The organism is Pantoea sp. X-Soil-OKNW-556 (genome assembly GCF_059730695.1).
The window spans coordinates 150,268-175,783 of sequence record NZ_AP035990.1; the positions used below are offsets into that span (position 1 = coordinate 150,268).

14 protein-coding genes are annotated in these 25,516 nt (G+C 57.1%); 9 read left to right on the forward strand and 5 right to left on the reverse strand.

Going from position 1 to position 25,516, the window contains the following annotated elements; genetic code table 11:
- Positions 1-43: 43 nt before the first annotated feature.
- The 5 genes from bcsA (AC6I8T_RS00690) to AC6I8T_RS00710 are packed head-to-tail and all read left to right on the forward strand — an operon-like array spanning position 44 to position 9,943.
- Positions 44-2,149 carry a UDP-forming cellulose synthase catalytic subunit gene (gene bcsA, locus AC6I8T_RS00690; protein WP_021183752.1) on the forward strand — a complete coding sequence of 702 codons (2,106 nt, stop codon included), beginning with the start codon at positions 44-46 and terminating at the stop codon, positions 2,147-2,149.
- Complete coding sequence (bcsB, locus tag AC6I8T_RS00695) at positions 2,146-4,665, forward strand: cellulose biosynthesis cyclic di-GMP-binding regulatory protein BcsB (RefSeq protein ID WP_208724517.1); 2,520 nt, start codon at positions 2,146-2,148, stop codon at positions 4,663-4,665. The genes bcsA (AC6I8T_RS00690) and bcsB (AC6I8T_RS00695) overlap by 4 nt, the downstream gene beginning before the upstream one ends.
- An 11-nt stretch (positions 4,666-4,676) precedes the next feature.
- Positions 4,677-8,480, forward strand: a complete 3,804-nt coding sequence (locus AC6I8T_RS00700) for a cellulose biosynthesis protein BcsC (protein WP_208724518.1) — start codon at positions 4,677-4,679, stop codon at positions 8,478-8,480.
- The gene (gene bcsD / locus AC6I8T_RS00705; protein ID WP_021183755.1) at positions 8,480-8,926 is read left to right on the forward strand and encodes a cellulose biosynthesis protein BcsD; all 447 of its coding nucleotides are present in this window, start codon (positions 8,480-8,482) and stop codon (positions 8,924-8,926) included. The genes AC6I8T_RS00700 and bcsD overlap by 1 nt, the downstream gene beginning before the upstream one ends.
- A 9-nt stretch (positions 8,927-8,935) precedes the next feature.
- Complete coding sequence (locus AC6I8T_RS00710; protein ID WP_036625810.1) at positions 8,936-9,943, forward strand: family 8 glycosyl hydrolase; 1,008 nt, start codon at positions 8,936-8,938, stop codon at positions 9,941-9,943.
- 292 nt (positions 9,944-10,235) lie between these two features.
- Here AC6I8T_RS00710 and bcsC read toward each other — a convergent pair whose 3' ends face one another.
- The 5 genes from bcsC to bcsR are packed head-to-tail and all read right to left on the reverse strand — an operon-like array spanning position 10,236 to position 19,564.
- Complete coding sequence (gene bcsC / locus AC6I8T_RS00715) at positions 10,236-13,727, reverse strand: cellulose synthase complex outer membrane protein BcsC (RefSeq protein WP_497833424.1); 3,492 nt, start codon at positions 13,725-13,727, stop codon at positions 10,236-10,238.
- Positions 13,720-16,017, reverse strand: coding sequence for a cellulose biosynthesis cyclic di-GMP-binding regulatory protein BcsB (gene bcsB, locus AC6I8T_RS00720; protein WP_036625822.1), 2,298 nt, complete (start codon positions 16,015-16,017; stop codon positions 13,720-13,722). The genes bcsC and bcsB (AC6I8T_RS00720) overlap by 8 nt, the downstream gene beginning before the upstream one ends.
- A gap of 15 nt (positions 16,018-16,032) precedes the next feature.
- On the reverse strand, positions 16,033-18,642 hold the full coding sequence (gene bcsA / locus AC6I8T_RS00725) for a UDP-forming cellulose synthase catalytic subunit (protein WP_497833425.1): 2,610 nt from the start codon (positions 18,640-18,642) through the stop codon (positions 16,033-16,035).
- On the reverse strand, positions 18,639-19,370 hold the full coding sequence (bcsQ, locus tag AC6I8T_RS00730; protein ID WP_208724522.1) for a cellulose biosynthesis protein BcsQ: 732 nt from the start codon (positions 19,368-19,370) through the stop codon (positions 18,639-18,641). Before bcsQ ends, bcsA (AC6I8T_RS00725) begins: the two co-directional genes overlap by 4 nt.
- Complete coding sequence (gene bcsR / locus AC6I8T_RS00735) at positions 19,370-19,564, reverse strand: cellulose biosynthesis protein BcsR (protein WP_021183761.1); 195 nt, start codon at positions 19,562-19,564, stop codon at positions 19,370-19,372. The genes bcsQ and bcsR overlap by 1 nt, the downstream gene beginning before the upstream one ends.
- Positions 19,565-19,761: 197 nt before the next feature.
- Between bcsR and bcsE the strand changes: the two genes are divergently transcribed.
- The 4 genes from bcsE (at position 19,762) to hmsP (ending at position 25,405) form a co-directional block, all read left to right on the forward strand.
- On the forward strand, positions 19,762-21,309 hold the full coding sequence (gene bcsE / locus AC6I8T_RS00740) for a cellulose biosynthesis protein BcsE (RefSeq protein ID WP_208724523.1): 1,548 nt from the start codon (positions 19,762-19,764) through the stop codon (positions 21,307-21,309).
- On the forward strand, positions 21,309-21,500 hold the full coding sequence (gene bcsF, locus AC6I8T_RS00745; RefSeq protein ID WP_208724524.1) for a cellulose biosynthesis protein BcsF: 192 nt from the start codon (positions 21,309-21,311) through the stop codon (positions 21,498-21,500). Before bcsE ends, bcsF begins: the two co-directional genes overlap by 1 nt.
- Entirely contained in the window at positions 21,497-23,152 is a 1,656-nt protein-coding gene (gene bcsG / locus AC6I8T_RS00750) for a cellulose biosynthesis protein BcsG (protein ID WP_208724525.1), read from the forward strand. The genes bcsF and bcsG overlap by 4 nt, the downstream gene beginning before the upstream one ends.
- 240 nt (positions 23,153-23,392) lie before the next feature.
- Positions 23,393-25,405: a biofilm formation regulator HmsP gene (hmsP, locus tag AC6I8T_RS00755; protein WP_200864661.1), complete on the forward strand. Its 2,013-nt coding sequence runs from the start codon at positions 23,393-23,395 to the stop codon at positions 25,403-25,405.
- Positions 25,406-25,516: the final 111 nt, after the last annotated feature.

Consider the following 25,516-nt stretch of genomic DNA (forward strand, 5'->3'; position numbering starts at 1 on the left):
CATTGTCAGGCGAATAATAACAACACAGCTCCGCAGGTGAATCATGAGTAAACTCGCGTTTTACCTGCTGCTGCTGGTGCTTGCACCGGTCGCAGCGGTAATCATCATCACGCCGATGGATAGCCAGAAACAATATATCTTTGGCTTAATCAGCATTGGCATGCTGTTTTTAATGGGCTTAAGCAAAAGCCGTAAAATAACCGTGGTGATGGTCATCCTCTCCGCCCTGATGTCGACCCGCTATATCTGGTGGCGCACTACGGAGACGTTGCACTTTAATTCCGAGATTGAAGCCATTCTCGGTATCGGTTTATATCTTGCCGAATTGTACGTCTGGCTGATCTTAATTCTGGGTTTCCTGCAAACCACCTGGCCATTAAAACGCACCATTGAACCGCTGCCGGAAGATACCAGCCTGTGGCCAACGGTCGATGTGTATGTGCCTTCTTATAATGAAAGCCTCGATGTGGTACGTGATACCGTTCTGGCGGCACAGTGTATTGATTACCCGCGCGACAAGCTGAAAATTTATTTGCTGGATGACGGCAAACGTAGTGAATTTGCCATGTTTGCGGCAGACGTCGGGGTCGGTTATATCACCCGTGACGACAACCGCCATGCGAAAGCCGGTAACCTCAACCATGCGATGAAAATCACGAAAGGTGAGCTGATTTGCGTATTTGACTGTGACCACGTTGCCACCCGTACTTTCCTGCAAGCGACGGTGGGACCGTTCCTGAAAGATCCGAAGCTGGCGCTGTTGCAAACGCCGCACTACTTCTACTCACCCGATCCGTTCGAACGTAACCTGCGCGCTGCGCGCAGCATCCCGAACGAAGGTTCGCTGTTCTACGGCCCGGTGCAGCAAGGCAACGATAACTGGAACGCGACCTTCTTCTGCGGTTCCTGTGCGGTGATTCGCCGTAGCGCGCTGGAGGAGATTGGCGGGTTTGCGGTGGAAACCGTTACCGAAGATGCCCACACCGCATTGAAAATGCAGCGTCTTGGCTGGGGTTCTGCCTTCCTGTCGATTCCACTGGCGGCCGGACTGGCGACCGAACGTCTGGGTCTGCACGTCATTCAGCGTACCCGCTGGGCGCGTGGCATGACGCAGATTTTCCGTGTCGATAACCCGCTGTTCGGGCGTGGTCTGAAGTGGCAGCAACGCCTGTGCTACCTCAACGCGATGTTGCACTTCCAGTTTGGTCTGCCGCGCGTGGCGTTCCTGACGGCACCGCTGGCGTATCTGCTGTTTAACCTCAACATCATTCACTCGTCGGCATCGTTGATTTTCGCTTACGTGCTGCCGCACCTGGTGATGTCGCTGTACGTCAACTCACGTATGAATGGCCGGTTCCGTTACACCTTCTGGGGTGAGATTTACGAAACGGTGATGTGTTTCCACCTGGTTATCCCGACCATTTTGACCATGTTCTCGCCGAAACACGGTAAGTTCAACGTCACCGATAAAGGCGGGGTGCTGGATCAGGGCTTCTTCGATTTCCACATCGTGCGCCCGCATGTGATTGTGGCGGCGTTGCTGACGATAGGGATTGTGGCGGGTGTGGTGCGTGCCACCATGCATGATTACTTCGGGGTGGATCCTTACGTGATTGCCCTTAATGTCGGCTGGGCGGTGTTCAGCCTGATTATCCTGATGGCGGCGATTGCCGTAGCGCGTGAAACCAAGCAGGTGCGTAAAACCATCCGTATTGAAGTACAGATCCCGGCGATTATTCACTACGCCAGCGGTATCTCGTCGCGCACCATGACCAGCGACCTGTCAATGGGCGGCGCACAACTCGACGCGCCCGATGATCGTCATGAATACGATGAAATCGAAGAGATCGATCTGCTGCTGAAATCAGGTGCCATTACCATTCCGGTGAGCAAAATCTCTGGCGATGACGAAACCATTCGTCTGCGTTTCGAAGCCATGCCGCTGTCGCGTCGCCGCGAACTGGTGCGTGTGGTGCTGGCGCGTGCCGATGCGTGGATTCAGCCGCAGTACAAGCAGGACAATCCATTGTTGTCGCTCGGCACCATTGTGCGTACCGTTTTCGAGCTGTTCTGGCTGACATGGAAAGATCGTCGTAATAAGGGCAAGCAGGAGGCTCAGCCTGCCGTCAAAGAGGACAGCGCCGCATGAAAAATTTGACGCAAACGTTGCTGGCGAGTTCGCTGGCAACCGCGCTGCTGCTCGTGCCCGCCTGGGCGGAAACGCCAGCCACGGTAACGCAGGACAGCTCTGCACTGGGGCAAATTCCACCACCGCAGGGCCTTGATAACAATGCCGATGCACAACTGAAAGAGGCGGCAGGTAGCACGCCTTATACCCCGGCGGAAACCACGCCAGCGGTCAGCGCACCCGCCGAGAATGCGCCTGCGGTAGAAAATGATGCACCCGCCGCCGCCAGCGAGTCTCCGGCTCCGGCACCCGAGATGGTTCTGCCGACACCTGCTGCGGCCCCGGTGCCAGCGCCGGTCGTCGCCGCGCCGCTGAATCAGCCGGTCAGCACCGTGATTTCGGTGGCACAGATGGGCCAGAAGCAGGGCATCGTGTTAACCGGTGGTCAGTTGCAGTCCGGCATCGTGTTTACCCTGCCGGGTGACGAGGTGATCACCAATGCGCGCCTCAACCTGTCGCTGCGTGTTTCTGCTGCGCTGGCATCGCGTAATACCTCGCTGCAACTGATGTTGAACGGCCAGCCATTGGGCACGTTGCCACTGGGTTCCACCGACAGCGATACCAGCGATTATCAGCTCGATATCCCGGCGGCGATGGTGGTGTCCAGCAACAACCTGAGCTTCAAAATCAACGATGCTGACAAGTTGTTGTGCGAGAAAGAGAGCGCGCAGCAATATCAGGTGACCATCCTGCCGAAAACCACGCTGAGCATGGAAGGCCAGCAGTTGAACATCGGCACCAGCCTGCGTAACTTCCCGCGTCCGTTTATTGATCCGCTGCGCATGACGCCTGCCAGCGTCACCATTGGCTTTGCCTCAAACGTGACGCCGGATACCGTCAGCGCCGCTGCGCTGGTAGCGTCCTGGATGGGCATTCAGTCGGATTACCGTGGCATCCGCTTCCCGGTGGTACGCGGTGATTTGCCGGAGCACAACGGCATTCTGTTCGGCCATCCTGGCGATAAAATTGGTCCCCTGACTTTCCCGGCGGCCAACGGCCCGACCTTACAGATGGTCGATAACCCGCTCAACCCGGTGTACAAACTGCTGCTGGTGAGCGGCGCCGATGATACGCAACTGCGTCAGGCGGCCAATCGTCTGACGACCCAGCCGCTGACCACCGATGCCAGCAACCTGAATGTGCAGCCGCAGCCGATTGCGCTGCGTAAGCCGTATGACGCCCCGCGCTGGATCAATACCAGCCGTCCGGTACGTTTGAGCGAGCTACTGCGTAAAGATCAAAGCCTGACCACCACCGGTATCTGGCACGATGCGTTGAGCGTGAACTTCCGCGCCGCGCCGGATCTGTTTATGTGGGATGGCGACACCATTCCGGTCAACCTGCATTATCGTTTCCCGTCCGAAAGCTGGATCGACGAGAACAATTCGTTCCTTAACGTGATGCTGAATGGCACCTTCCTGCGCAACCTGACGGTCAATAAAGTCGGCCTGCTGGAGAGTGCCTGGCATCGTCTCGGTGGCGATGCGCGTCAGGAAAACTATGCGCTCAAGCTCGATCCTTATCTGATTTACGGTGACAACCAACTGTCGCTTTACTTCAACATCAAGCCGAAAGCGGATGCCCCTTGCGGCGTGTTGCTGAACAACAACATCAAGAGCCGCATTGAGGATGACTCGTCGATCGACCTGAGCCATACACGCCACTTCACCATGCTGCCGAATCTGTCGTACTTCGTCGGTGCTGCCTTCCCGTTCACACGTCTGGCTGACTTCTCGCAGACGGCGCTGTTGCTGCCGGAAAAACCAAGCGATGCCGAGATCTCCACGCTGCTGGATATGGCAGCGCGTGCCGGTAACGCCACAGGCGTGCCGCTGGCGCAGAACCAGGTGTTATTCGGGATGCCGAATGGCGGCACCAACCTGTCGCGTCTGGAGCAGAGCGACCTGCTGGCGGTCAGTACCACGCAAAACACCACCTTTAACCAGGCGATGCTGGCGGGAACGCCGTATGAAACCAGCGGCAATACGCTGGGCGTGAAAGATCCCACTACCTGGGACAAGCTGCGCGGCTGGTTGATGGGCGACTGGTATCGTCAACAACTGGATGCCGATCGCTACTTCTCCTCCAACGAGGCGTGGCGCGGTTTTGTCAGCTATCGCTCGCCGTGGAACCCCGATCGCCTGGTGGTGATGACGGTGGCGACCAGCGATGACCAGTTACTGCGTCTGCACAACGATTTGAACTCGGCGCGTATCAACGCCGGTATTCGTGGCGATACCGCCATCATCACCGATGAAAACGGTATCCGCAGCTTCCGCGTCGGGCCGCAGTTCCCGAGCGGTGAAATGCCCTGGTACATGATGGTGGTGTGGTATGCCAACCAGCACTCCGTGCTGATGGCGCTGGCCGCATTGCTGGTTTCAGCGCTGGTGGGCAGTGGTGCCTGGGTGATGCTGAGACGTCATGCATGGCGACGTCTTAACCCGCAAGGTGATAGCAAGCCCGGCAAGAAGTAAGGATAAAAATAATGAAAAAACATCTGATAAGCGCCGGTATTCGCCATGCCCTGATTCTGGGTGGGGCACTGACTCTCTCTCAGCCGCTGCTGGCGGCGGAGAGCACCAACCCTGCGTTACAAGCGCTGTTCGATCAGGCGGCTTACTGGCACCAGAAAGCGCATGACGATTTAGCCCAGGCCTCGCTGCAAAAAGTGCTGATGGTGGAACCCAATAACACCCAGGCGCTGTACCTGCTGGCGTTATATGCCCAGCAAAGTGGCGATAACGTGGGCGCCGCGCAATGGCGCGCCCGCCTGAACCAGGTGTCGCCCAACGATGCGCATCTGACGGAGCTTGATAACGCTCGCCAGCTGCAAAGTATCCCGCAGTCACAGTTGTCACTGGCGCGTCAGCAGGCGCGCAGCGGCAACATCGCCGCAGCTTTGCAAACCTGGCGCAATACCTTTAGCGGCAATGAGCCGCCGCCGAGTGTCGCTGCCGAATATTATCTGACGATGGCCGGTGACCGATCGATGCTACCGCAGGCGGTCGAAGCGTTGCGTCAATTCTCCGCCGAACATCCGCAGGATACCGGGGCCAAACTGGCGCTGGGCAAGGCAATGACGTACCAGGAATCGACGCGTCGCGAAGGTATCGATCTGCTGGCGACGATGGCCGATGGCAACAAAGATGCTGACCGTTCGCTGCGCCAGGCGCTGCTGTGGCTTGGCCCGCAGGCTTCTGATGCGTCGTTGTATCAGACCTGGCAGCAACGCCATCCGCAGGACAACGCGGTGATGGATTATTACCGTAAAAATGTCGGCGGCGCGGAGAAAGGGGCTGGCTTTACAGCCCTGAACAGCGGCGATGTCAGCAGCGCCCAGAACAACTTCCAGAAAGTGTTGCAGGCCAACCCGCAGGATGCCGATGCGCTGGCCGGTATGGGTTACGTGGCGCAGCGCGCCGGACGTTATTCTGAAGCGGCTGATTACCTGACGCGCGCTGCGCAGTTGGGCGGGGATCAGAGCGAACAGCGCCAGAAACAGGCGGCTGATGCCCGTTTCTATGCGCAACTGGCAACGGCCCAGCAGGCACTGAAGAATGGCGACAGCGCTCAGGCGCTGGCGTTGAGCGAGCCACTGACTCAGGCTGAAGGCGAGAAAGGCACTTCAGCCAAATTGTTCCGCGCAGATGTGCTGCGTCGTACCAATCAGTTACCGCAGGCGGAGCAAACTTACCGTTCGATCCTGCAAAGCGAGCCGGATAACCGTAACGCGAAAGAAGGGTTGTTTTACGTGCTGCGTCAGCAGAATCGTAGCGCCGAAGCCAATACGTTGTTGGCCTCGCTGCCGGACAGCGTGCGTCAGAGCGTGGCACCGCGCGGCAGCAGCACCGATCCAATCCGCCAGCAGGCGAAGCGTGAGCTGGCGGCAGGTAACAATGCTGCGGCGATTGCCACCCTGCAACAGGGCATCGCGCGTAACCCTAACGATGGCTGGCTGCGTCTCGATCTGGCGCGCATCTATCGTGGTCAGGGCGATAGTATGATGGCGGCGAATATTATGCAGCCGACCATGCGTACCGGTGCCAGCACCAATGAACTCTACGCCGGTGCGTTGAATGCCAGCGAAAGCGGTGCCTGGCAACAAGCCAGCCTGCTGCTGGCGCGCATTCCCAACAGCAGCAAAAGCAGCGACATGCGCGAACTGGCGCAACGCGTGAACTTTAACCTGCAAATGAACACCGCCGATCAGTATCTGGCGCAGGGTTCGAATGCCGCAGCAGCGAATACGCTGCGCGCGCTGGCGTCGAATCCGCCAGCGAATCCGGTGGACGCGGGTAATCTGGCGCAGAAACTGGCGAAAGCGGGTGACCTCACCACCGCGGTGTCCGTGGTGCGTAGCAATATGCAGCGCGGCGTGCAGGGCAACGCCGGCGATTACGCTGCGCAGGTGGCGGTCCTCAATCAGGCCGGTTTGACCACCGAAGCGCAGAGCTTCCTCAGCAGCCCGGAATTGCAGGCTCGCAGTACGCCGACGCAATTGGCTGGGATTCGCAACGGCTACGTTATCAACGAAGTGGATCGCCTGCGTGAGCAGAAACAATACGCCGCCGCTTATGACAAACTGGTGGGGGCGCTGCAACACGATCCGCAGAACCGCGATCTGATGTTCGCGATGGCGCGTCTGTACCAATCCGGCAAGATGAACAAAGAAGCGGGCGTGGTGTATGACTACCTGATGACCCAGGACACCCCGACCCAGGATGCGCGTGAAGGGGCGATCAATGTGGCGCTGGCACAGAACGATGTGCAGAAAGCCAATACCCTGACGCGTGGCCTGCGTAATGAGCAAACGCCGGACCGTCTGCTGTTGCTGGCGCGAGTGGCGGAAGCCAACGGTGAGCACAGCCAGGCGATGAGTTATCTGCGCACCGCCCGCGGCCAGTTGATTGGCTTGCAGGGTGCACAAACCGGCAGCGTACCGACCGTGGGTGGTCTGGCGTTGGCGGATAACCCGTTTATCAACCGCAGCACCTCACCGGTAGGGCGCACGCCTTCCAGCTACGGTACGGTGATGCCGTGGCAATCCTCGCCGGATGCCACCAGCAGCGCCAGTGGCGTAACGCTGGCGAGCAATACCCCGGCGGTGCAGCAGAGCCGTACACTGAAGCAGATCGACGATATGATGGACGATTTGCAGGAGAAAACCGGCACCTGGACTCAGGGCCAGTTGCAGGTACGTGGACGTGATGGCGAATCGGGGCTGAGTAAGTTGACCGAAGCCAAAGCACCGCTGACCTTCTCCACCGTGCCGTTTGGTGATTCGCGCTTCGACTTTACCATGACGCCGATTTCCCTGTCGGCGGGCAGTGCCGCGGGCGATGCCTGGCGTCGTTTCGGTACTAACGCGCTGATTCAGGGCGGCGTGGTTGCGGCGGGTGATGCTGAAGTCACCGATGTGCCTTCTTCTTCGACCAATTCGCAGAAAGGCAACGGGGTTGAGCTGAATATGGCGCTGCGTGGCGATAGCTACAAAATCGACCTTGGCAGTACGCCGCTCGGCCAGGATCTCAGCACTATGGTGGGTGGCATCCAGTGGTCGCCGAAGCTGACTGACTTCCTGACGCTGATCCTGACCGGAGAGCGTCGTGCGGTAACGGACAGCCTGCTGTCGTATGTTGGCGCAGAAGATACCGCCAGCGGTAAGAAATGGGGCCAGGTGACGAAAAACGGCGGCAACGCGCTGCTGAGCTACGACAACGGTGACGCCGGTTTCTATGTTGGTGGTGGTGCCTACAGCTATATTGGCGAGAACGTCGCCAGCAACAACAGCGTGCAGGCCACCGCAGGCGCCTATGTACGTCCGTTCCATTACGACGACCGCGAACTGAAGGTGGGTATGAGCCTGTCGTGGATGGACTTCTCGAAAAACCTCAGCTACTTCAGCTATGGCCAGGGCGGTTATTTCAGCCCGCAGAACTACGCATCGATCTCGTTCCCTGTCGACTTCTCGCGTACCTTTGATGACCTGAAGGTGAATATCGGTGGTTCGATCGGTTATCAGTCCTACAGCCAGGACAGAAGCGCTTACTTCCCGAATGATCCTTCATTGCAATCTCAGTTGCAGGCAATGGCGGATGCGGGTTACGTCAAGAGCGCCTACTACGAAGGCGATAGCAAAAACGGCATTGGTTATAACCTGCATGCCGGGGCTGACTATAAGATCAACAAAGATCTCACCCTGGGTGGTCAGTTAGGCTATGACACCTTCGGTGATTACAACGAGACTACCGCGAATCTGTACTTCCGCTACATGTTCGGAGACAACTAATGAGTGAGCAATTGGCAGCCCGCGTCAATCACCCGCATCAGCCGGGCTGGTTTGATCTGGTTAGCGTGATGATTGAAGGCATGCTGGATAATGCCGGAGAGGAAGCCGAAGGTTTCCTCAACCAGGTGGGCGAATCGCTGGCGGCGCGCTATCCTTTGGCGGAGGCGCGCACCGTTCAGGATCTTGAGCGTGAAATGAATTTGCAGCTGGCGCGTTTTAGCTGGGGCTTTGCCCAATTACAGCCGATGGAGAACGCCATTCTGATTCAGCACCATGCGTTACCGGCGGGAGACAACCGGGTGAATAGCGAACGCTGGCAGTTGGCATTTAGCGCCGTGCTGGCCGGGGTGTATGCCCGCTGGCTTCAGGACCAGGGCGGCAGCGTCAAGGTTCCTCTTACCCTTGAAAAGCTCGATGGCAGTACGCTGCACTACCGATATCAATAGGAAGCTGAGATGAGTGTTAAGCCGTTCTGGCGTCAATGGATACTCTGTTTCATGGTGATGTTTTTTAGTGCCCAGGCGGCCGCAGATGGCTGGAGTACCTTTAAAAGTCGCTTTATGAGCAACGATGGTCGTATCAGCGATACCGCCAATAACAACGTCAGCCATACCGAAGGCCAGGGCTACGGCATGTTGCTGGCGGTAGCCAATGACGATCGCCCGACCTTTGATAAGCTGTGGCAGTGGACGCAGACCCATCTGCGCAATCCGCAAAACGATCTGTTTTACTGGCGTTATACCCCAGGTGCGACCGATCCCGTCGCTGACAAAAATAACGCGTCGGATGGTGATGTCCTGATTGCCTGGGCCTTGCAGCGTGGGGCGCAGAAGTGGTCCTCTGCCAGTTACCAGCAGGCGTCTGATCGTATCCAGCGGGCGATTGTGAAGCACAACGTGATCACCTATGCCGGGCATACCGTGATGCTGCCGGGTGTGCAGGGTTTCAATAAAACCAGTTTTATCGTACTCAATCCGTCCTATTTCCTGTTCCCGGCATGGCGTGAGTTTGCTGAGCACAGCCATTTGCGCGTCTGGAATCAGTTGATTGATGATGGCATGGACCTGCTGGGCGATATGCATTTCGGCAAAAGTGGTTTGCCGCTCGATTGGGTGGCGCTGAATGCGGATGGCTCGGTTGCGCCAGCGGTCGGGTATTCCAACCGCTTTAGCTATGACGCGATTCGTATCCCACTGAATATCTGGTGGTACGATCCGCAAAGCCTGCGTCTGGTGCCCTACCAGCGTGTCTGGCAGGCCTATGGGCGCTTAACCACCCCGGCGTGGTTTGATGTGCTGGCGAACACGCCCGCGCCTTACAACCTCGACGGCGGCTTGCTGGCGATTAGGGATTTGACGCTGAGCGAGACGGGTTATCTCAGTGACCGGCTGGCACCGGATCAGAACTACTTTTCTGCCAGTTTGCAGTTGCTGACCTGGATGGCATATCAGGAAAGGCGCTGATGCGCTGAAGTTTGGGGGCGGTTTCGTTCGCACTGGCGTGATTTCGTTCGCCACAGGCTGAAGTAGTTTCAGTTCGCCGGTGCGGCGACCGAGCAAAGGGCGCCTGGCCGCGCCCTCTGCACTCCCCGGCCCTGCGCCAGCCTCTTTTTTTGCGCGATAAATCGCGCCGCTACGGGTAACGTGCTGCCATTTGTAGCGGCGCGATTTATCGCGCAATTAAGAGAGCACCTGGTTTTCAGACGATGGGGCGGGCGGAACCTTCTCAGATCCAGACCACTGCCAGGCGAACCCATCATTTAAAATCCGCATACGGAATCAACGGTTGCGGCGGCATATCCATATCACCGTTCCAGCCCGCCATCGAATAACGCACATACAGCAAGCCGTGGCTTGGGGTGTAATCTTTCGCCTGCTGAATATCCATCGCCACCCCGACAAACCAATGCGGGGTTACGCGCCGCTCCACAATCGCCTGTAGGGTATAACCCACGCCGCTGCCGGAACTGCTGTCTGAGTAGGGATTCGACGCCAGTTCAAACCCCGGATTGACCGGATAACGCTGCTGCGCATCGGTTTTGGAATGCGACCAGGATACCGAGCCGCCGAGATCAAATGACCAGTTCTCGGTACGCTGGCGATATGTCACCGGCACCGAGAACGACAGATATTGCTGCGGGCTGTAGTAGCCACCCTGACCGAAGGTGTAATCGCTTAAATCCTTCTGGTAGTGCCACAGCATACTGTTCAGGCCAACGGTGGCGCGGCGGTTGTCCTCGTTGATCAACTTGTAGTAGTAACCCGCCATCATACGTTCGCGGGTGTTGTCTGCGACATTTTCCCCGGTCAGTTGATGCGCGCTGAGATCTGCCCAGACGCCATGCGCGCCACCCTGGTCATAACTCAACCCGAGCGAACCGCCAGTGGCGACCACGCCGCCCCAGGTTTTGCCGCCGTTGGTGGCGGGATCGCGTGCGCCCGCATAGGCCAGCAGCGAGCTGGAGATCGGGCGACGGGAGGCCGTCAGGGTGACGCCAATATCGTCCACATCGGTTTTCCAGCTCAGACCGCCTACCCAGTTGGTGACTTCAAAGCCGAGCGGCGTGGTACCGATATCGCCGGACCAGCGGTCGTTATGCCAGCCTACGCCAATCGCCGTACCTTCATCGCGCTGGGTGAAATCGCGGCTACAGCCGCCGGAATTGGCATCATTACAACTACCGAAGCGATCGTTGTGGCTGTTGTTTTCGGTGGCAAAGGTGCCTGCCGACACCAGCACATGATCGACGCGGACAAAACTACGACCATCGGCCAGCGGCGTCTCCGCCTGCAACATGGTGGTGTGCGCAGTAAAATCTGAGCGGCCACCGGTGCCCTTGTCGCGCGAGTAATCCTGTTCCAGCGTGACGGTGGTGTCCTGCTGGCGATAAAGATCGGCGGCATCGCTGCGAATACCGCGCTTCAGCCAGTCATCCTGTGGTTGATTACGGGTCAGCCGGGTGTAGCTGTCGTTATCCTCTGGCACGGTTGCGCTGATGCCGCTGGCAGCCATCGCCAGCCGGTAATCCTGCTGCGCCTGTGCGGGCTGGCGTAAGTGGGTTTCCAGCCGCGCCGCATCGCGATACACCAACGCTTTACTTTGCGAGGGCGCTTCCTGGGCGGCGCGGGTTTTTAACGTGTTAAATAGCCGCTGCGCCCGCAGGTTGTCGCCGCTGTTTTGCCAGGCAAGCGCCACCCGACGCCCGCTGTTGATACTTTCTTCTGCCACGCTATCCGGCAAGCTTTGTAACGCCTGACGCGCTTCCTGTGGGCGTTTCAGCGCAATCAACGCTTCAATACGCCCGAGGGCGGCGTCGTTATTATGCGCATCCTGGTGCAGCACCTGCTGGTAACCTGCCAGCGCTGTGTGCGCATCGCCGCGCTCCAGTGCCCAGTCGGCCAGCGTGATATCACGGCGTGAAGAGGCGGGTTGTTGTTTTAACAACGCGATCGCTGCCGCTTCATTGCCGCCATCGCGTAGCGCATTGGCGCGGGCAAAGACTTTTTGCTGATTCAGCCGATCGGCCAGTTCATGCATGTTGTCATCCCAGCGCGCCTGCGGCAGGCGATTGAGCGCCGCCAGCGCCGCGTCATCCTCATCGCCGGAAGACAGCCACAGCGCCCAGGCATACAACGCACTCGGATCCTGCGGGTGCTGGCGCACCATCGCTTCCATCACCGTGCGCCCCTGCGCGGCTTCGCCACTGTTGCGTAACGCCCCGGCCAGACGGTACGACAGCCAGATATCGTTGGGAGTATCCTGGGCCGCCTGACGATATTTCACCACCGCCTGATGCCACTGCCCCTGTTCCGCTAACGCATCAGCTTCGGCGCGCAGGCTATCGCTACGCAGAGTACGCAGCGTGTCGGCTAATCCGCGTTGCTGGGCGGCGGGCAGGGCGTTGATAAACGCCATCGCCCGCGCCGGGGATTGTTGCTGGTATAAACCCGCCAGGCGGCGCACCGCCGTGGTGTTACCACGATCAATGCGCAGCGCCAGTTGCCAGTAGCGTTCGGCCTGGGCCTCGTTATGGCGCGCCTTCGCCACATCGCCGAGTCCGATCAGCGCCCAACTGTCGCTGTTATCAATCACCTGGGCGTTGCGATACTGACGTTCCGCCCCATTGAGATCGCCTTTTTTCAGCGCGTTATCACCATTGTTGATTGCCAGCCAGTAACGGTTGGTTTGCAGCAACGACTGCCATTTCCCCACCTGGGTGCTGGCCTGACCGTGTTTGATGGCTTTTTCTAACCACATAATGGCCGCAGCACGGTTGTTGGCGCGCGCCTGGGCCTGGCCCATCGCCCCCATCAGTTCGGCATCATCAGGCGTGGCTTTTAGCGCCGCGCTGAGGGAGGCAATCGCCCCTGCGCCGCCTCCGGCATCAACCAGCGCCAGCCCGCGCATGCGCTGCCGATAGGCCGGATCGGCCAGCAGTTTTTGCTGCCGCGCCAGCTCCTCCTGTCCACGTTGTTGTGCATCGCCAGAGGTAAATACGGTGAGATATTGTTGCAGGCTGGCGACACTCTGGTCGCTGACGGGCTGATTCTGGATCTGCTGTAGCCAGAGTTCTGAAGCGGCATCGCGGCCACCATCGCGCCTGGCGAGGTTGCGCAGTTGCGTTAGCGCTGCGGCTGGCTGATTGTTATCAAAGGCCATGCGCGCCAGTTGTAGCTCCACGCCGATATTACCGGGGTAGCGTTGTTCCAGCGCCTGTAATTGGCGATAGGCCGTCTGCTGCTGACCGGGCAGACGCGCCACCAGTTGCCAGTATTCCAGTTCGGTGTTCACATCCGGGAACACGCCGTGAAACAGCGCGTCCCACGCTTCTTTCGCTTCCGCTATGTGACCCGCGGCCGCCAGCAGTCGGGCTTGTTGCAACTGCTGACGGCCTTCGGCTGACATCAGTTTCATACCGGCTTCGGATTCATGGGCGGCGGCGGATTGCGGTGCCACACGTTTCAGTTCATCCAGTAACGTTTGTGCCTTCGCCAGATCGCCCTGACGCAGCGCCATGCGGATTTGCGCCGCCAGCACCTGCGGGTTGTCAGGATCGATTTTTTCCAGCCGGTAGAGCGATTGCTGCACCAGGTCATACTTGTTGGTCGACTCGCCGGTGCGGATCTGCATCAGTAGCCATTCGACCGGCGAAACCTGTGGACCGGCGGGCGCGGCGACCGCGCCCGCCAGCATCCCCAGCGTGGTGCTGAGCAGCAGCCCGAACCGCAGCGCGCGCGCTTTATTCATCGTCGTATTCTTCTGCCAGACGACGGCGGCTCACCATACGCATCAGACGCCATGCCATCAGGGCAAACAGCAGCACTACCACCACAGCACACAGCGCCAGCCAGACCGGATGCGTTGCCAGCATATTCCACAGACGCTCCCACCACGGCAGATGACCGACGAAATAGGTATCGCCAACCCGCAGGCTGTAGACACCAGACTCGCGAATGATCGAAGCCGAACCGAAAATCGCCGCGCGTTTGCCGCTATCCTGCATCGCGTTGTTGAGCAGATCCCAACCACGCGGGCTGTCGGCCAGCAAGGCGACCACGCTACGTTGATCAAAGAACGGCGACTGGAAGCCGACAATCACGCCCAGCGGGCCGCGTGAACTGATGGTGGTCTGACTTTCGACAGCGCGATCGCTGGCAGAAACCGGGACGTTAGGTGCGGCGATGGGGCGTGCTGGCATGTTGATCCAGCTACGGGCCGCCTCAACCAGCGCATTGATCTTGCGGTCATCCTGGAGATCGGCCGGGATGCTGCCGATCATCAGCAGATCGGCGTCGCTGCTTTTGGCTTTGCTCCAGTCGTCGCTCATTTGCACGCGCAACGCCGGATAGCCAGTTTGCGCACCGATGCTGCCCAGCGCATTCAGCAAGGTGGTCACTTCGTTGCTGCCTGGTTTTGGTTGTACCAGCACCAGCGACTGCGCCATGTCGGCGTAGCGGCTATAAGGGAAACCGGCGTTGGCGTACGCGGCCAGCGATGGCATTTCGATGTAGTGGCGATAGCCGGAGAAATCGATGCTGGAATGATCGTCAATCACCACATGATGGCCGACGGCGGTGACGGTTTCGCAACGGCCATCGGCAGTACCGCCAATAAAGGTGTTGGCGTAATCAAAGTCAAAACGCAGTTGGTTGACCACGCCAAGGCGCAGCGCCGGAATGGTCAGCTGGCGGCTGCTGTCCTGCAAGCCCTGAATCAGCGGGATATGCAGCAGTTGCTTGCCGCCGGTGTCCTTCGGCATCAACGGATAGTCCTGCATAAACTGATTATTCAGGTGTACCGCCAGGCGCGATCCATCCTGCTGCATCGGCGAGGTGTAGCGATAAATCAGGTCCATATCGATGCCGCGAGCACGTACCAGGAACAGATCCGGCGGCAGGTTGAGCGTCAGCGCGATCGGGTTGGGTTGCAGGCCGTCGGATTGCAGTTGGTTTTGGTACTGCGTCAGCTCGGCAAAGGTGGTCCGTCGGTCGGTGCGTACCCAGTTCGGCGCGTCATAGGCTTTACGCGGAGCCAGTAATTTGACGTCATCCACCGTTGAGGTATCACCGCGCAGCAGCAGCTCGCCCTGGGCAATGCCTTCGACGGCGGTCAGCAAATCTTTGTCGTCGCGACCGAGAATCAGCAGCATCTTCTCATACGGATTCTCCGGCTGGCTGACCATCATCACCGTCGGTTTTTGTACAGGCGGCATCTCCTTCAGGAAATCAGGACGCTGATCGTTAGTGGCGAATACCACCGCGTGTTGTTCTTTTGGCAGTTGGTTATACAGCACCGGGAAGGTCTGGCCGCGCCACTGCGCCTTGCTGCCAAAATACGAGGCGAGAATCGCGGCGGCACGTTGTTGTTGCAGGTCAGGTGCGGCGCTGAATACCATCGGCAGTTGCAGCGGTCGGCTGTCGCGGCTGTCGAAGAAAGGCTCCGGGAAGTGCGACAGATCGTTTTTCAGCGGCAGTTTTTGCAGCGTCAGGTCGAGCTTGCTCTCCTTGCCGATATCCAGCCAGATGGTGCTGTTGGCCGGGTTTTCACACACGTTGGCGTAATGGCCGACCAGTTCCAGCCGCACGCGGTTGAAGTCAGTGATAAAGCGCGGATCAATCGCCAGTTGAGTCTGATTCTCTTTGCCGAGCTGATCGGCGGTGATGGTGATCAGGCTGACCAGTTCATCGTTGAGATATACCTTAAGTTGCGACAGCGTCGGGATTAACGCCGGTGACGGACGATAGTTGAGGGTGAGTAGCGCGCGCGTCACCACCTCATCACTGCGCACGCCAAACTCAATCTGACCGGTCGGCCCGGTGCCGCGCAACGTCATGCTACCCGGTGGCGGCGCGACCAGGTTGAACAGCAGTTGGCTGTCGCGCAGCGGTGCACCCGGCAGTGTCTGGTCGCTCACCACTGGCAGAGGGCTTTGTGCCGCCGCCTGGGGCGCAATCGGAGCAGCTGGTTGCGGGGCAGCCTGAGCCAGTGTAGCGGTGCTCAGGAGCAGGGCGGTGAACCAACTCAGTTTTTTCGTCATGGTCATATCATCAACTTAATGAGTGTTTTCTATTTTCACGCGGCCAGGTTGTTGTGGCAGCAGTGAGGCCAGCCAGTGCACCAGCGTGGTGAGCAGGCTGAATAAACGACGCAGCGGCGTTGGGCCGTACTCCGCCAGACGCAGGTAACCTTTAAAGCCCAGTACCATAATGTCGGCGAGGCTTTGTACCGGTTTGTCTTCCGGGAAACCGTCCTGCCACAGCGCCCAGGTATCGGCGCGGGCAAAGGTACACTGAATAAATTCAATGTGTTGTTCAGTGGATAGCTGATGCAGGCGGATACCGGCGCGGCGGCCAAAGACGCGTTGTACCTGGCAGGGGAAACTGAACTCCTGCTGACCGCGGCGCAGCAGCAGCCACACCGGTTCATCCTCTTGCAACGCATCTGCTTCGCGCAGCTCAACACCAACGCCACCGTCCGAGTAGTCGCGCAGCGTGCAGGGCACCATATGACCATCTTCGCGTGCAATGGCGGCAGGCATGGCGATCTCGACACGGTGCGCTTCGCGAATCTGCCGGGCCTCTACCGACACCGCCACGGCACCACCGAGGATGACCATGTTGTAGATCACCCAAATCAGACTGACCCAGATGGTCAGGATTTCATTGGATGGGCCGTAAGCCATGCGCCAGAAGGCCATCACAATCCCCGCCAGATTCAGCAGCACCAGGAACATATAGGGTTTGGTGATCACCCAGTCGAGATGGCGTTTCTCGACCAGTCCACCCTTGGCGGTCACGTTGAATTTGCCTTTGTGCGGATTGAACAGCGCTACCGTGGTCGGTCGGGCGATGTACCAGGCCAGCACCGTTTCATACACTTCACTCCAGAAGGAGTGACGCCAGCGGCCCTGAATGCGTGAGTTGGTCAGGCTGGTGTGCAGCATATGGGGCAACACATAAATAGCGATCGCCAGTGCCGGGGCATAGATGATGTAGGCGTGGCACAGCAGGAATGCCAGCGGTGCCAGCAGGAAAATCAGCCGTGGAATCCCCGCGAGGAAATGCAGCATGGCGTTGGCATAACACAGGCGCTGCACCAGTTTTAAGCCTTTGCCAAACAGCGGGTTATCCAGTCGGAAAATCTGTACCATGCCGCGCGCCCAGCGGATGCGCTGACCGATATGCGCCGACAGACTTTCAGTAGCCAGACCCGCCGCCTGTGGAATGCGGATATAGGCCGAGGTATAGCCGCGACGATGCAGACGCAATGAGGTGTGCGCATCTTCCGTCACGGTTTCGACCGCAATGCCGCCAATCTCATCCAGCGCATTGCGGCGCAGAACGGCACAGGAGCCGCAGAAAAACGCCGCATCCCAGGTGTCATTGCCATCCTGCACCAGGCCGTAAAACAGTGAGCCTTCATTTGGCGTCTGGCGGAAGCGGCCGAGGTTGCGCTCGAAGGGATCCGGCGAGAAGAAGTGATGCGGCGTCTGCAACATCGCCAGCTGTTTATCTTTCAGGAACCAGCCCATCGTCATTTGCAGAAACGAACGCGTCGGCACATGGTCGCAGTCGAAAATCGCCACATATTCGCTCTGGCAACGGGTTTTCAGCGCATGGTTGATATTGCCCGCTTTGGCGTGTTCATGCGTGGGACGCACCACATACTGCACCCCGACACTGGCGGCAAACTCGCGGAATTCGTCGCGTGTGCCGTCATCGAGAATATAGATATTCAGCTTATCGCGCGGCCAGTCGATACCCATCGCGGCGTAGATGGTCGGTTTCACCACACTGAGCGGTTCGTTATAAGTGGGCACCAGAATATCCACGCTCGGCCAGACGGTGATCTCCTCTGGCATCGACAGTGGATGGCGGTTGAGCGGCCACAGCGTCTGGAAATAGCCCAGCACCAGCACCGTCCACGAATAGGTTTCCGCGCCAATCAGCAGCAAGCCGAAGGCGAGGCTAATCGGATCGTCCCAGTTGAGGGTTTCGGTGTAGCGCCACCACAAATAGCGGCAGGAGACGGTGAGCGACAGCACGATCAGCATGATGGTGGAGAGCCGCCCCGGTACGCGGCGAACCAGCATCGCCAGCCCCCACAGCAGTAGCACGAAGACAAACTGCGTCATGATGCCGAAAGGTTGCGAGATACACAGCAACGCCAGCAGGCTGGCAGCAATGGCGGCGGTGATAAACAACAACTGGCGTGCGCGTGGTGGCAACCGTTGCAGACGCTGTTCGCTGCGTCGGATGACGCCACGTTTTTTCAACTGCAATGGCAGCGCGCCCAACCATTGATTGAGTTGTCGACGCCAGCGGAACAGCGGCTTAAAGGCGTTATTGAAGCATTTACGCTCGCTGCGTTCGCTATCGTCGAGCGGCAAGACCAGCAACAGCCACAGGCTTTGCAGTGCATAGCGCAGCACATCGAGCGGACGCGGGCGTTGCAGGGAGATTTGCGGGAAGTAGCGATGACGTTGTTGCAGGATGCGCTGCCAACCCGGTGTCTCCAGTCGCAGCAGTGACCAGGCAAGGATGCACCACATCAAATGCAGGATGAGGGTCGGCCAGGGTGTGCCATGGCGACGCGCCTGGCGGGCGCGTTGTTGCAACGCCTGCCACGCCTGCGGGATGAGCAGCCAGCGTAGCGGATTCATTTGCCTGCCCCGGCCACATTGAGCAACAGCCAGTTTGCCAGGGTGTTGACCTCTTCACTGGCAAGCGCGTGCGGGCGATATTCAGCCAGCGGTTGTTTCATCATCAGCGCTTCCGCCAGCGCTTCATCGCGATGAATGACCTGCGGAATCAGGTTGCGCAGTGAGCTAATCCACAGTTGATGCAAATCCTGCTGTAGCTTGCTGTTGGCATTGAACTGGTTGATCAAAAACAACGTGTGCGGCAGAAAACGCGGGTGATGCAGACGCAGCTGACAGTTGGCATCAGGGGTGAGTATCTGAAGCACCTGGTCTGCGCTGTGCAGGAACGGCAGGTGCCAGGGAGACACGTCTGCCGGTAAATCCAACAACAACCAGCGGTACTGAGATTTGAGCGTAGCGAAAGCATTAAGCAACGGTTCAGCAAATTTTTCGTCGAAGCTGCGAATACTTAATGTCTGCTGATGGGTTGTTGCGCCAAAAGGTAAGAAATCTAACCCCGGGCGGTAACGCTGTGCAGTCTGTTGCCAGGGCTGCTGATTGAGCAGGGCGGGCATCCATCCGGCGTCATGATTCACTGGCAAGTTGAAGTGGGTAGCCAGTTGATTCGCAGGGGAAAGATCGAGCACCAGCACCGATTCCTGTAGCGCGTTCAGCGCCCAGCCAAGCGCCGCGCAGAGCGCAGTGGCGCCACAGCCGCCGCGCAGTCCCTGAAGAGCAATCACCGGCATTAGTGTTCAGACTCCTGAGTGGCGGATAATTCCTGCAAAAGCGGCCAGTGTGACAAAAGGGTATTCAGGCGCTCTTCCCGGGCAATATCAATGTAGTGAAACGCCTGCAATGAAAAGGCCTCACTTAAGGTATTAATGTCATCCTGTTCTTCACGGGTTCGCGATACCAGCGAAAAGGCATTTTCTGTTTTCATTACTTTTTTGCCAGCTAAAAACGACAATCGAAGAGTTACGATTATATTTATTGATATAAGTTTAACGTTGGCGAAAACGATAAACACCCGCACAGATCAATGCGTTTTGAGTTAGTTCAACGTTTTTTTATTTCAGCAGTTCCAATCGTCGCCGTCTATAATAAACTAGCCTGGATTGTACAGATCGCGAATCTAATATGAAAAATCACTATGCGCTCGGCCTGCAACAGGTTCAACAGGAATTAATTACACTGCAAACGCCCGGACTTTACTGGATCACCTGCCAGCGGCAGGAGGATGCGCGATCGTTTCTGCGTCAGGTGATAAGCCAGCAACAGGCTGCCACACTGATTAGCTCAGACGAAAAACCGCAGGCATTGCTGACGCCCGATCCGACCGGTGGCCCGGCGCGTATTCCTTTATTTTCGTTGCCGGCCAATAAACTCTCCCTGCAACAACTGCAAGGAGATTTTGCGCGTGTAATGAATAAGCGCAGTGGTCTGGTGTTGTTTTATAGCAACGCCGCACATTGGGTTAAATTATCGCAGGAAGAACTGGCGATTTGGCTGAAGCGCATGCGTCGTCAGTTAATTGAAAAAAACATGACGCTGCTGATGATAACTTCTGGCACATCAATAATTAACCTGCGGAATTATCTCCAGCGTTATTTTCGCCAGATTGATGGTGTCGCTCATTTAGATTATCAACAGGATAGCTGGCAATATCGCATTAACTGGTGGTATTCCGCTGACCAACTGTTAGCGGATCGCGCGATTCGCCTGAATTACATCGAAAATCAGTTTATTGCTGCCAGCGAAGAGGAACAAAATATTCCGCTCAGCCTGAACGATGAGAATCAATTTCTTGCCGAGCAGGGCGTGCTGGAAGGCGCTCCACCTTTTTCCGCGCAGTGGCAATTGTTTAGCGACAATGATGGGGTTTACTCGCGCGCGCAACAGGCCAACGCCGCGACGGTGATCTTTAGCCTGGCAAATAACCATGATATCAACGCCCTGGCAAAAATGGTCCATAGCCTGCGACGCTCGCGTGGTAACGCGCTGAAGATTGTCGTACGCGAGATGAATACCAGCTTGCGATACAGCGATGAGCGCCTGCTGCTGGCCTGCGGCATCAATGCAATTGTGCCCACGGCGGCAACTTTGTCGCGCTTCCTTACCACGCTGGAAGGGATTCAGGGGCAGCAGTTTACCCGTCATGTGCCCGCTGACTTGCCTGCGTTGATGCAGGCTTTACAGCCGTTGCAGCAGCGCGGTTTTCTGCCATTGAATGCGTTTTGTGGCGCGGTACAGAAGCTGATGAAAAACACGCTGTTACCGGAAAACGATAAAGGTTTGATGGTCGCGCTGCGCCCGGTGCCGCAGCTGAAGCCGGAACAGGTGTTGACGTTGTGTAAACCGCGCCGTTTCGGTGACCTGGTGACGCAGTTGGATGATCGTCTCTACCTGTTCCTCTCCTCATGCCGTTTTAACGATTTGGACATTGCGTTGAAATCCATTTTCTCGCTGCCGCATGACGAGTTGTTCAGCAATCGCATGGTGTGGTTCGAAGACAACCAAATCGTATCGGAAGTGAATAAAATCAGTCAGCTGACACCGGTGACGCACCAGGATCTGCCGGTGGAGCCGGTGACCCTGGCTGCAACAGCGCCAGACCCGGTGTCGCATGAACGCGCGGCACCACTTCCTCAGCCGATTACCCTGAATATTGATGGAGCGCAGTCCTGATGACACTAATGGATTGGGTGCAGGTCATCATCCTGCTGCTACTGATTCTGCTATTTCTCAAATCCCTGTTGGTGCGCTGGCTGCCGCGTAGTAGCAACAGCCTGCTGATGCGCCTGCTTCCGGCTCGTGCGCTGAAGTCCGAGGGAGTCTGGCAACGGAATACGACGAAAACGGATAGAAAACCGTCATGAGCGATAAAAAATCTTCGGCAAGCGGCTGGTCGCTGCACGGCTCCTGGTGGCGTGGCCTTGGCGGCTGGAACTTCTATTTTCTGCTGAAGTTTGGGTTGCTGTGGTATGGCTACCTGAACTTTCACGCCCTGAGCAATCTGGTGTTTCTTGCCTTTCTGCTGTTCCCGCTACCCTCGCAGCGCTGGCATCGGCTGCGTAACTGGGTGTCACTGCCGATTGGCTTTGGTCTGTTCTGGCACGACACCTGGCTACCTGGTCTTAGCTCGATTCTCAGTCAGGGCGATCAGGTTGCGGGGTTTTCGACCGCTTACCTGTTGGACCTGCTCGATCGCTTTATCAACTGGGAGATGATCGGCGCCGCCTTTGTGCTGTTGGTGCTGTATCTGTTTGTCGCGCAATGGATTCGCATTACGGTGCTGGTGTCGCTGCTGTTGATTTGGCTGAACATCGTTACCATTGCCGGGCCATCCTTTAATTTGCTGCCGGGCAAAGCTGCGACGCCGGAAGTGGTGTTGAATGATCAACCGGCTGTGGCCGGTAAAACGCCCGATGTGCTCGATCAATCTGCTGCACCCACCAGCGCCAACCTCACCGCGTGGCTTAACCGTTTTTATGACAGTGAGCGGCAGCGCGTGACCCATTTCCCGGATAGCCTGCCCGGCGATTCGCAGCCGTTCGATATTCTGGTGCTGAATATTTGTTCGCTGTCCTGGTCGGATCTGGATGTGGCGCAACTGCGGAATCATCCGTTGTGGCACCACTTCGATATCATGCTGGATAACTACAATTCGGCCACCGGTTACAGTGGCCCGGCAGGGATTCGCCTGTTGCGTGCCAGCTGCGGGCAGACCTCGCACAGCGATCTGTATAAACCCGCCGATCAGCGATGCTATCTGTTTGATAATCTTGCGAAGCTGGGCTTTAAGCAGGAGCTGGTGATGGATCACAACGGTGTCTTCGGCAACTATCTGAAAGAGATGCGCGAGGACGGGAATATCCAGGCCCCGTTAATGTCGCAGGCGGGTATCGCGCCAGAACTGACCTCGTTTGACAGCTCGCCAATCTACAATGATGGTCAGCTATTGCAGCGCTGGCTGGATGACCGCAGCAAAAGTAACGATGCACGCAGCGCCACTTTCTATAACCTGATTCCGTTGCATGATGGCGTCCGTGAACTGGGCAGTACGCGCACGGCCGCCTGGCAACCGCGCGCTAAAATGCTGTTTGACCAGCTCGATACTTTCCTGACCAATCTGGAGAAATCGGGCCGTCGCGTGATGGTGGTGGTGGTGCCGGAGCATGGTGCGGCATTGCAGGGCGATAAGATGCAGATGTCAGGTCTGCGCGATATCCCCAGTCCGTCGATTACCCATGTGCCGGTGGGCATCAGCTTTATCGGTATGAAGGCACCGCATCAGGGCCAGCCACTGACAATTAATACCCCGACCAGCATGCTGGCGCTTTCCGAGATCATTTCCCGTGTGGTGGATGGCCAGGTGTTCAACGCGCCGAATGTGAATATGTCCGCGTTGACCGATAATCTGCCGCAAACGCCAGTGGTGTCGGAGAATGATAACGCGGTGGTGATGATGTATCAGGGCAAGCCGTGGATTCGCCTGAACGGCGGTGATTGGGTGGCGTATCCGCAATAAATAATGGCCTGACACCGAAGCGGCGTGATTTATCGCACAATCTTTTGGTCGCGTGAAGCAAAACCCACGCGATAAATCACGTCGCTACGGATGTGTATTTATCCGAATAACGTCGTTTGATACCACGCGAACCCCGATTTTGCGACTTTCTCCCGGCGAAAAAAAACCGTGATCTGGGATATACTTGCTGCGCATTTTCCTGTCTGATAACACGGCTTAGAGTTGCCAGGAGAGATTTTGTTGCGCGTCAGTCGTTCCTTAACGATAAAGCAGATGGCCACAGTCTCCACCGTGGCGTTAGTTACCATCTGTATTTTTATCGTCATTCAGTTATTTCATTTTGTGCAGCAGCGCAGGATTGACTACGCCCAACAAATGGAAAATGTGGCGCATACCGTGCGTCAGCCGCTGTCTGAAGCGGTCCTGAAAGCCGATATTCCTCAGGCAGAACATATCCTTAACACCCTCAAGCCCGCCGGTATTTTGTCGCGTGCGGATGTGGTGTTACCCAATGCATTCCAGGCACTGCATGCCGATTTTGAGGTAGAGAAGCCGGTGCCGGTGCTGGTGGCGCGTTTATTTGAGTTACCGGTGCAAATTACCTTACCGCTTTATTCTGTTGAGCGAACCGGGCTGCCAAAACCGATTGCTTATCTGGTCCTTCAGGCGGATTCATCAAGGGTGTATCAGTTTATCCTGAGTACGCTTTCAACCATGATTACCACCTATTTATTGCTGGCGCTGATTTTGTCGGTGTCGATTAGCTGGTGTATTAACCGGCTGGTGGTCCATCCGCTACGTAATATCTCGCGTGATTTGCAGGAATTGCCACCGCAGGCCATTCTGACGCATAAACTCACGCTGCCGGAAAATCATCGCGATGATGAAATTGGCATGTTGATTCGCAGCTATAACCGTAATCAGCAGGTGCTGGAGTCAATTCATGATGAGATGAGCCGACTGACTACCCATTTTGCTGTTACTGATTTGCCAAATCGTACGTTGTTTCTGGCTCTGCTTGATCAACATATCCATCACCGGCATCGCCCTGACCCCTGGGGGGTGATGGTGATTCGCATTGATACGTTGCAGGAAGCCAACGGGGTACTGAGTGACGATCAGCGCGATACCCTGATGCTGACGTTGGTGGAGAAAATTCGCAGCACGATTGACGATCATACGCTGCTGGCGCAAACCGGACCGAGTGACTTTGCGTTGCTGCTGAAGCGTGCGCACAACCCGTTCCGGGCGATGCGCCTGGCGCGCAACCTGATGTTGCGTATCAATCAGCCGGTCAATCTGCAACAACTTCAGTTACGTCCCAACGCCAGCATGGGTCTGGCGCTGCATGACGACACCCCAATCTCCGCCAGCGAGCAGCTTGATCGTGCGACTTCAGCGATGATGTCGGCACGTCATCAGGGTAAAAATCAGATCCTGTTTTTCGATCCGGCACTGACCGAGCGGGCGCAAAAGCGCTTAACCCAGGAACACGACATTTTGCAGGGGTTGCAGGATGAGGAGTTCGCGCTTTATCTGCAACCACAAATCAATATGGCCACCGGTGAGCTGGCGGGAGCGGAAGCCTTGCTGCGCATGCGTCAGCCGGATGGTAGTTGGGGATTGTCGGAAGAGTTTATTGCCAGCGCGGAAGAGATTGGCGTGATTGCTTCGATTGGCCGCTGGGTGTTCGAAGAAGCGTGTCGCATTATCGCCGCCTGGCAGAAGCAGGGAATTAACATCCCATTGAGCGTGAATATTTCGGCGGTTCAGCTACGGGATGCCAGCGTGGTGACTCATTTGCAGGGGTTGCTGGAACGTCATCGTATTACGCCGGGTAACTTTGTGCTGGAAATCACCGAAACCGCCAAGATTGGCGATGCCGAGCAGGCGATAGCGCTGCTGCGCATGTTGCAGCAAACGGGTGTCGCTGTGGCACTGGATGATTTCGGCATGGGTTACTCCAATCTGAACTATCTGCATCAGTTTAAAGCATTGCCGGTCAACAAGTTAAAGATGGATCGCAGCTTTGTTGCTGCGCTGCCGGATGATGACACTATGGTGCGTATCGTGGCTGCCATCGCCGATATCATCCATCTGGATGTTATTGCTGAAGGCGTGGAAACGGCCGAGCAGCGCGACTGGCTGTTGGCACGCGGTATTACCATCGGTCAGGGCTATCTGTATGCTGAAGCACTGCCGCTCAACATCTTCAATCAACGCTGGCTTGACAAGCTATCACCCACCAAATAATCACCTGATTTATTGATTTTCCTTGCGAATTTACATAACTCTCGCTTGCTGAAGCGTTTCAGTTCATAGTTAGAGTTTTGTAACTTTTGTAAGGAATGTAAGCCTATATTA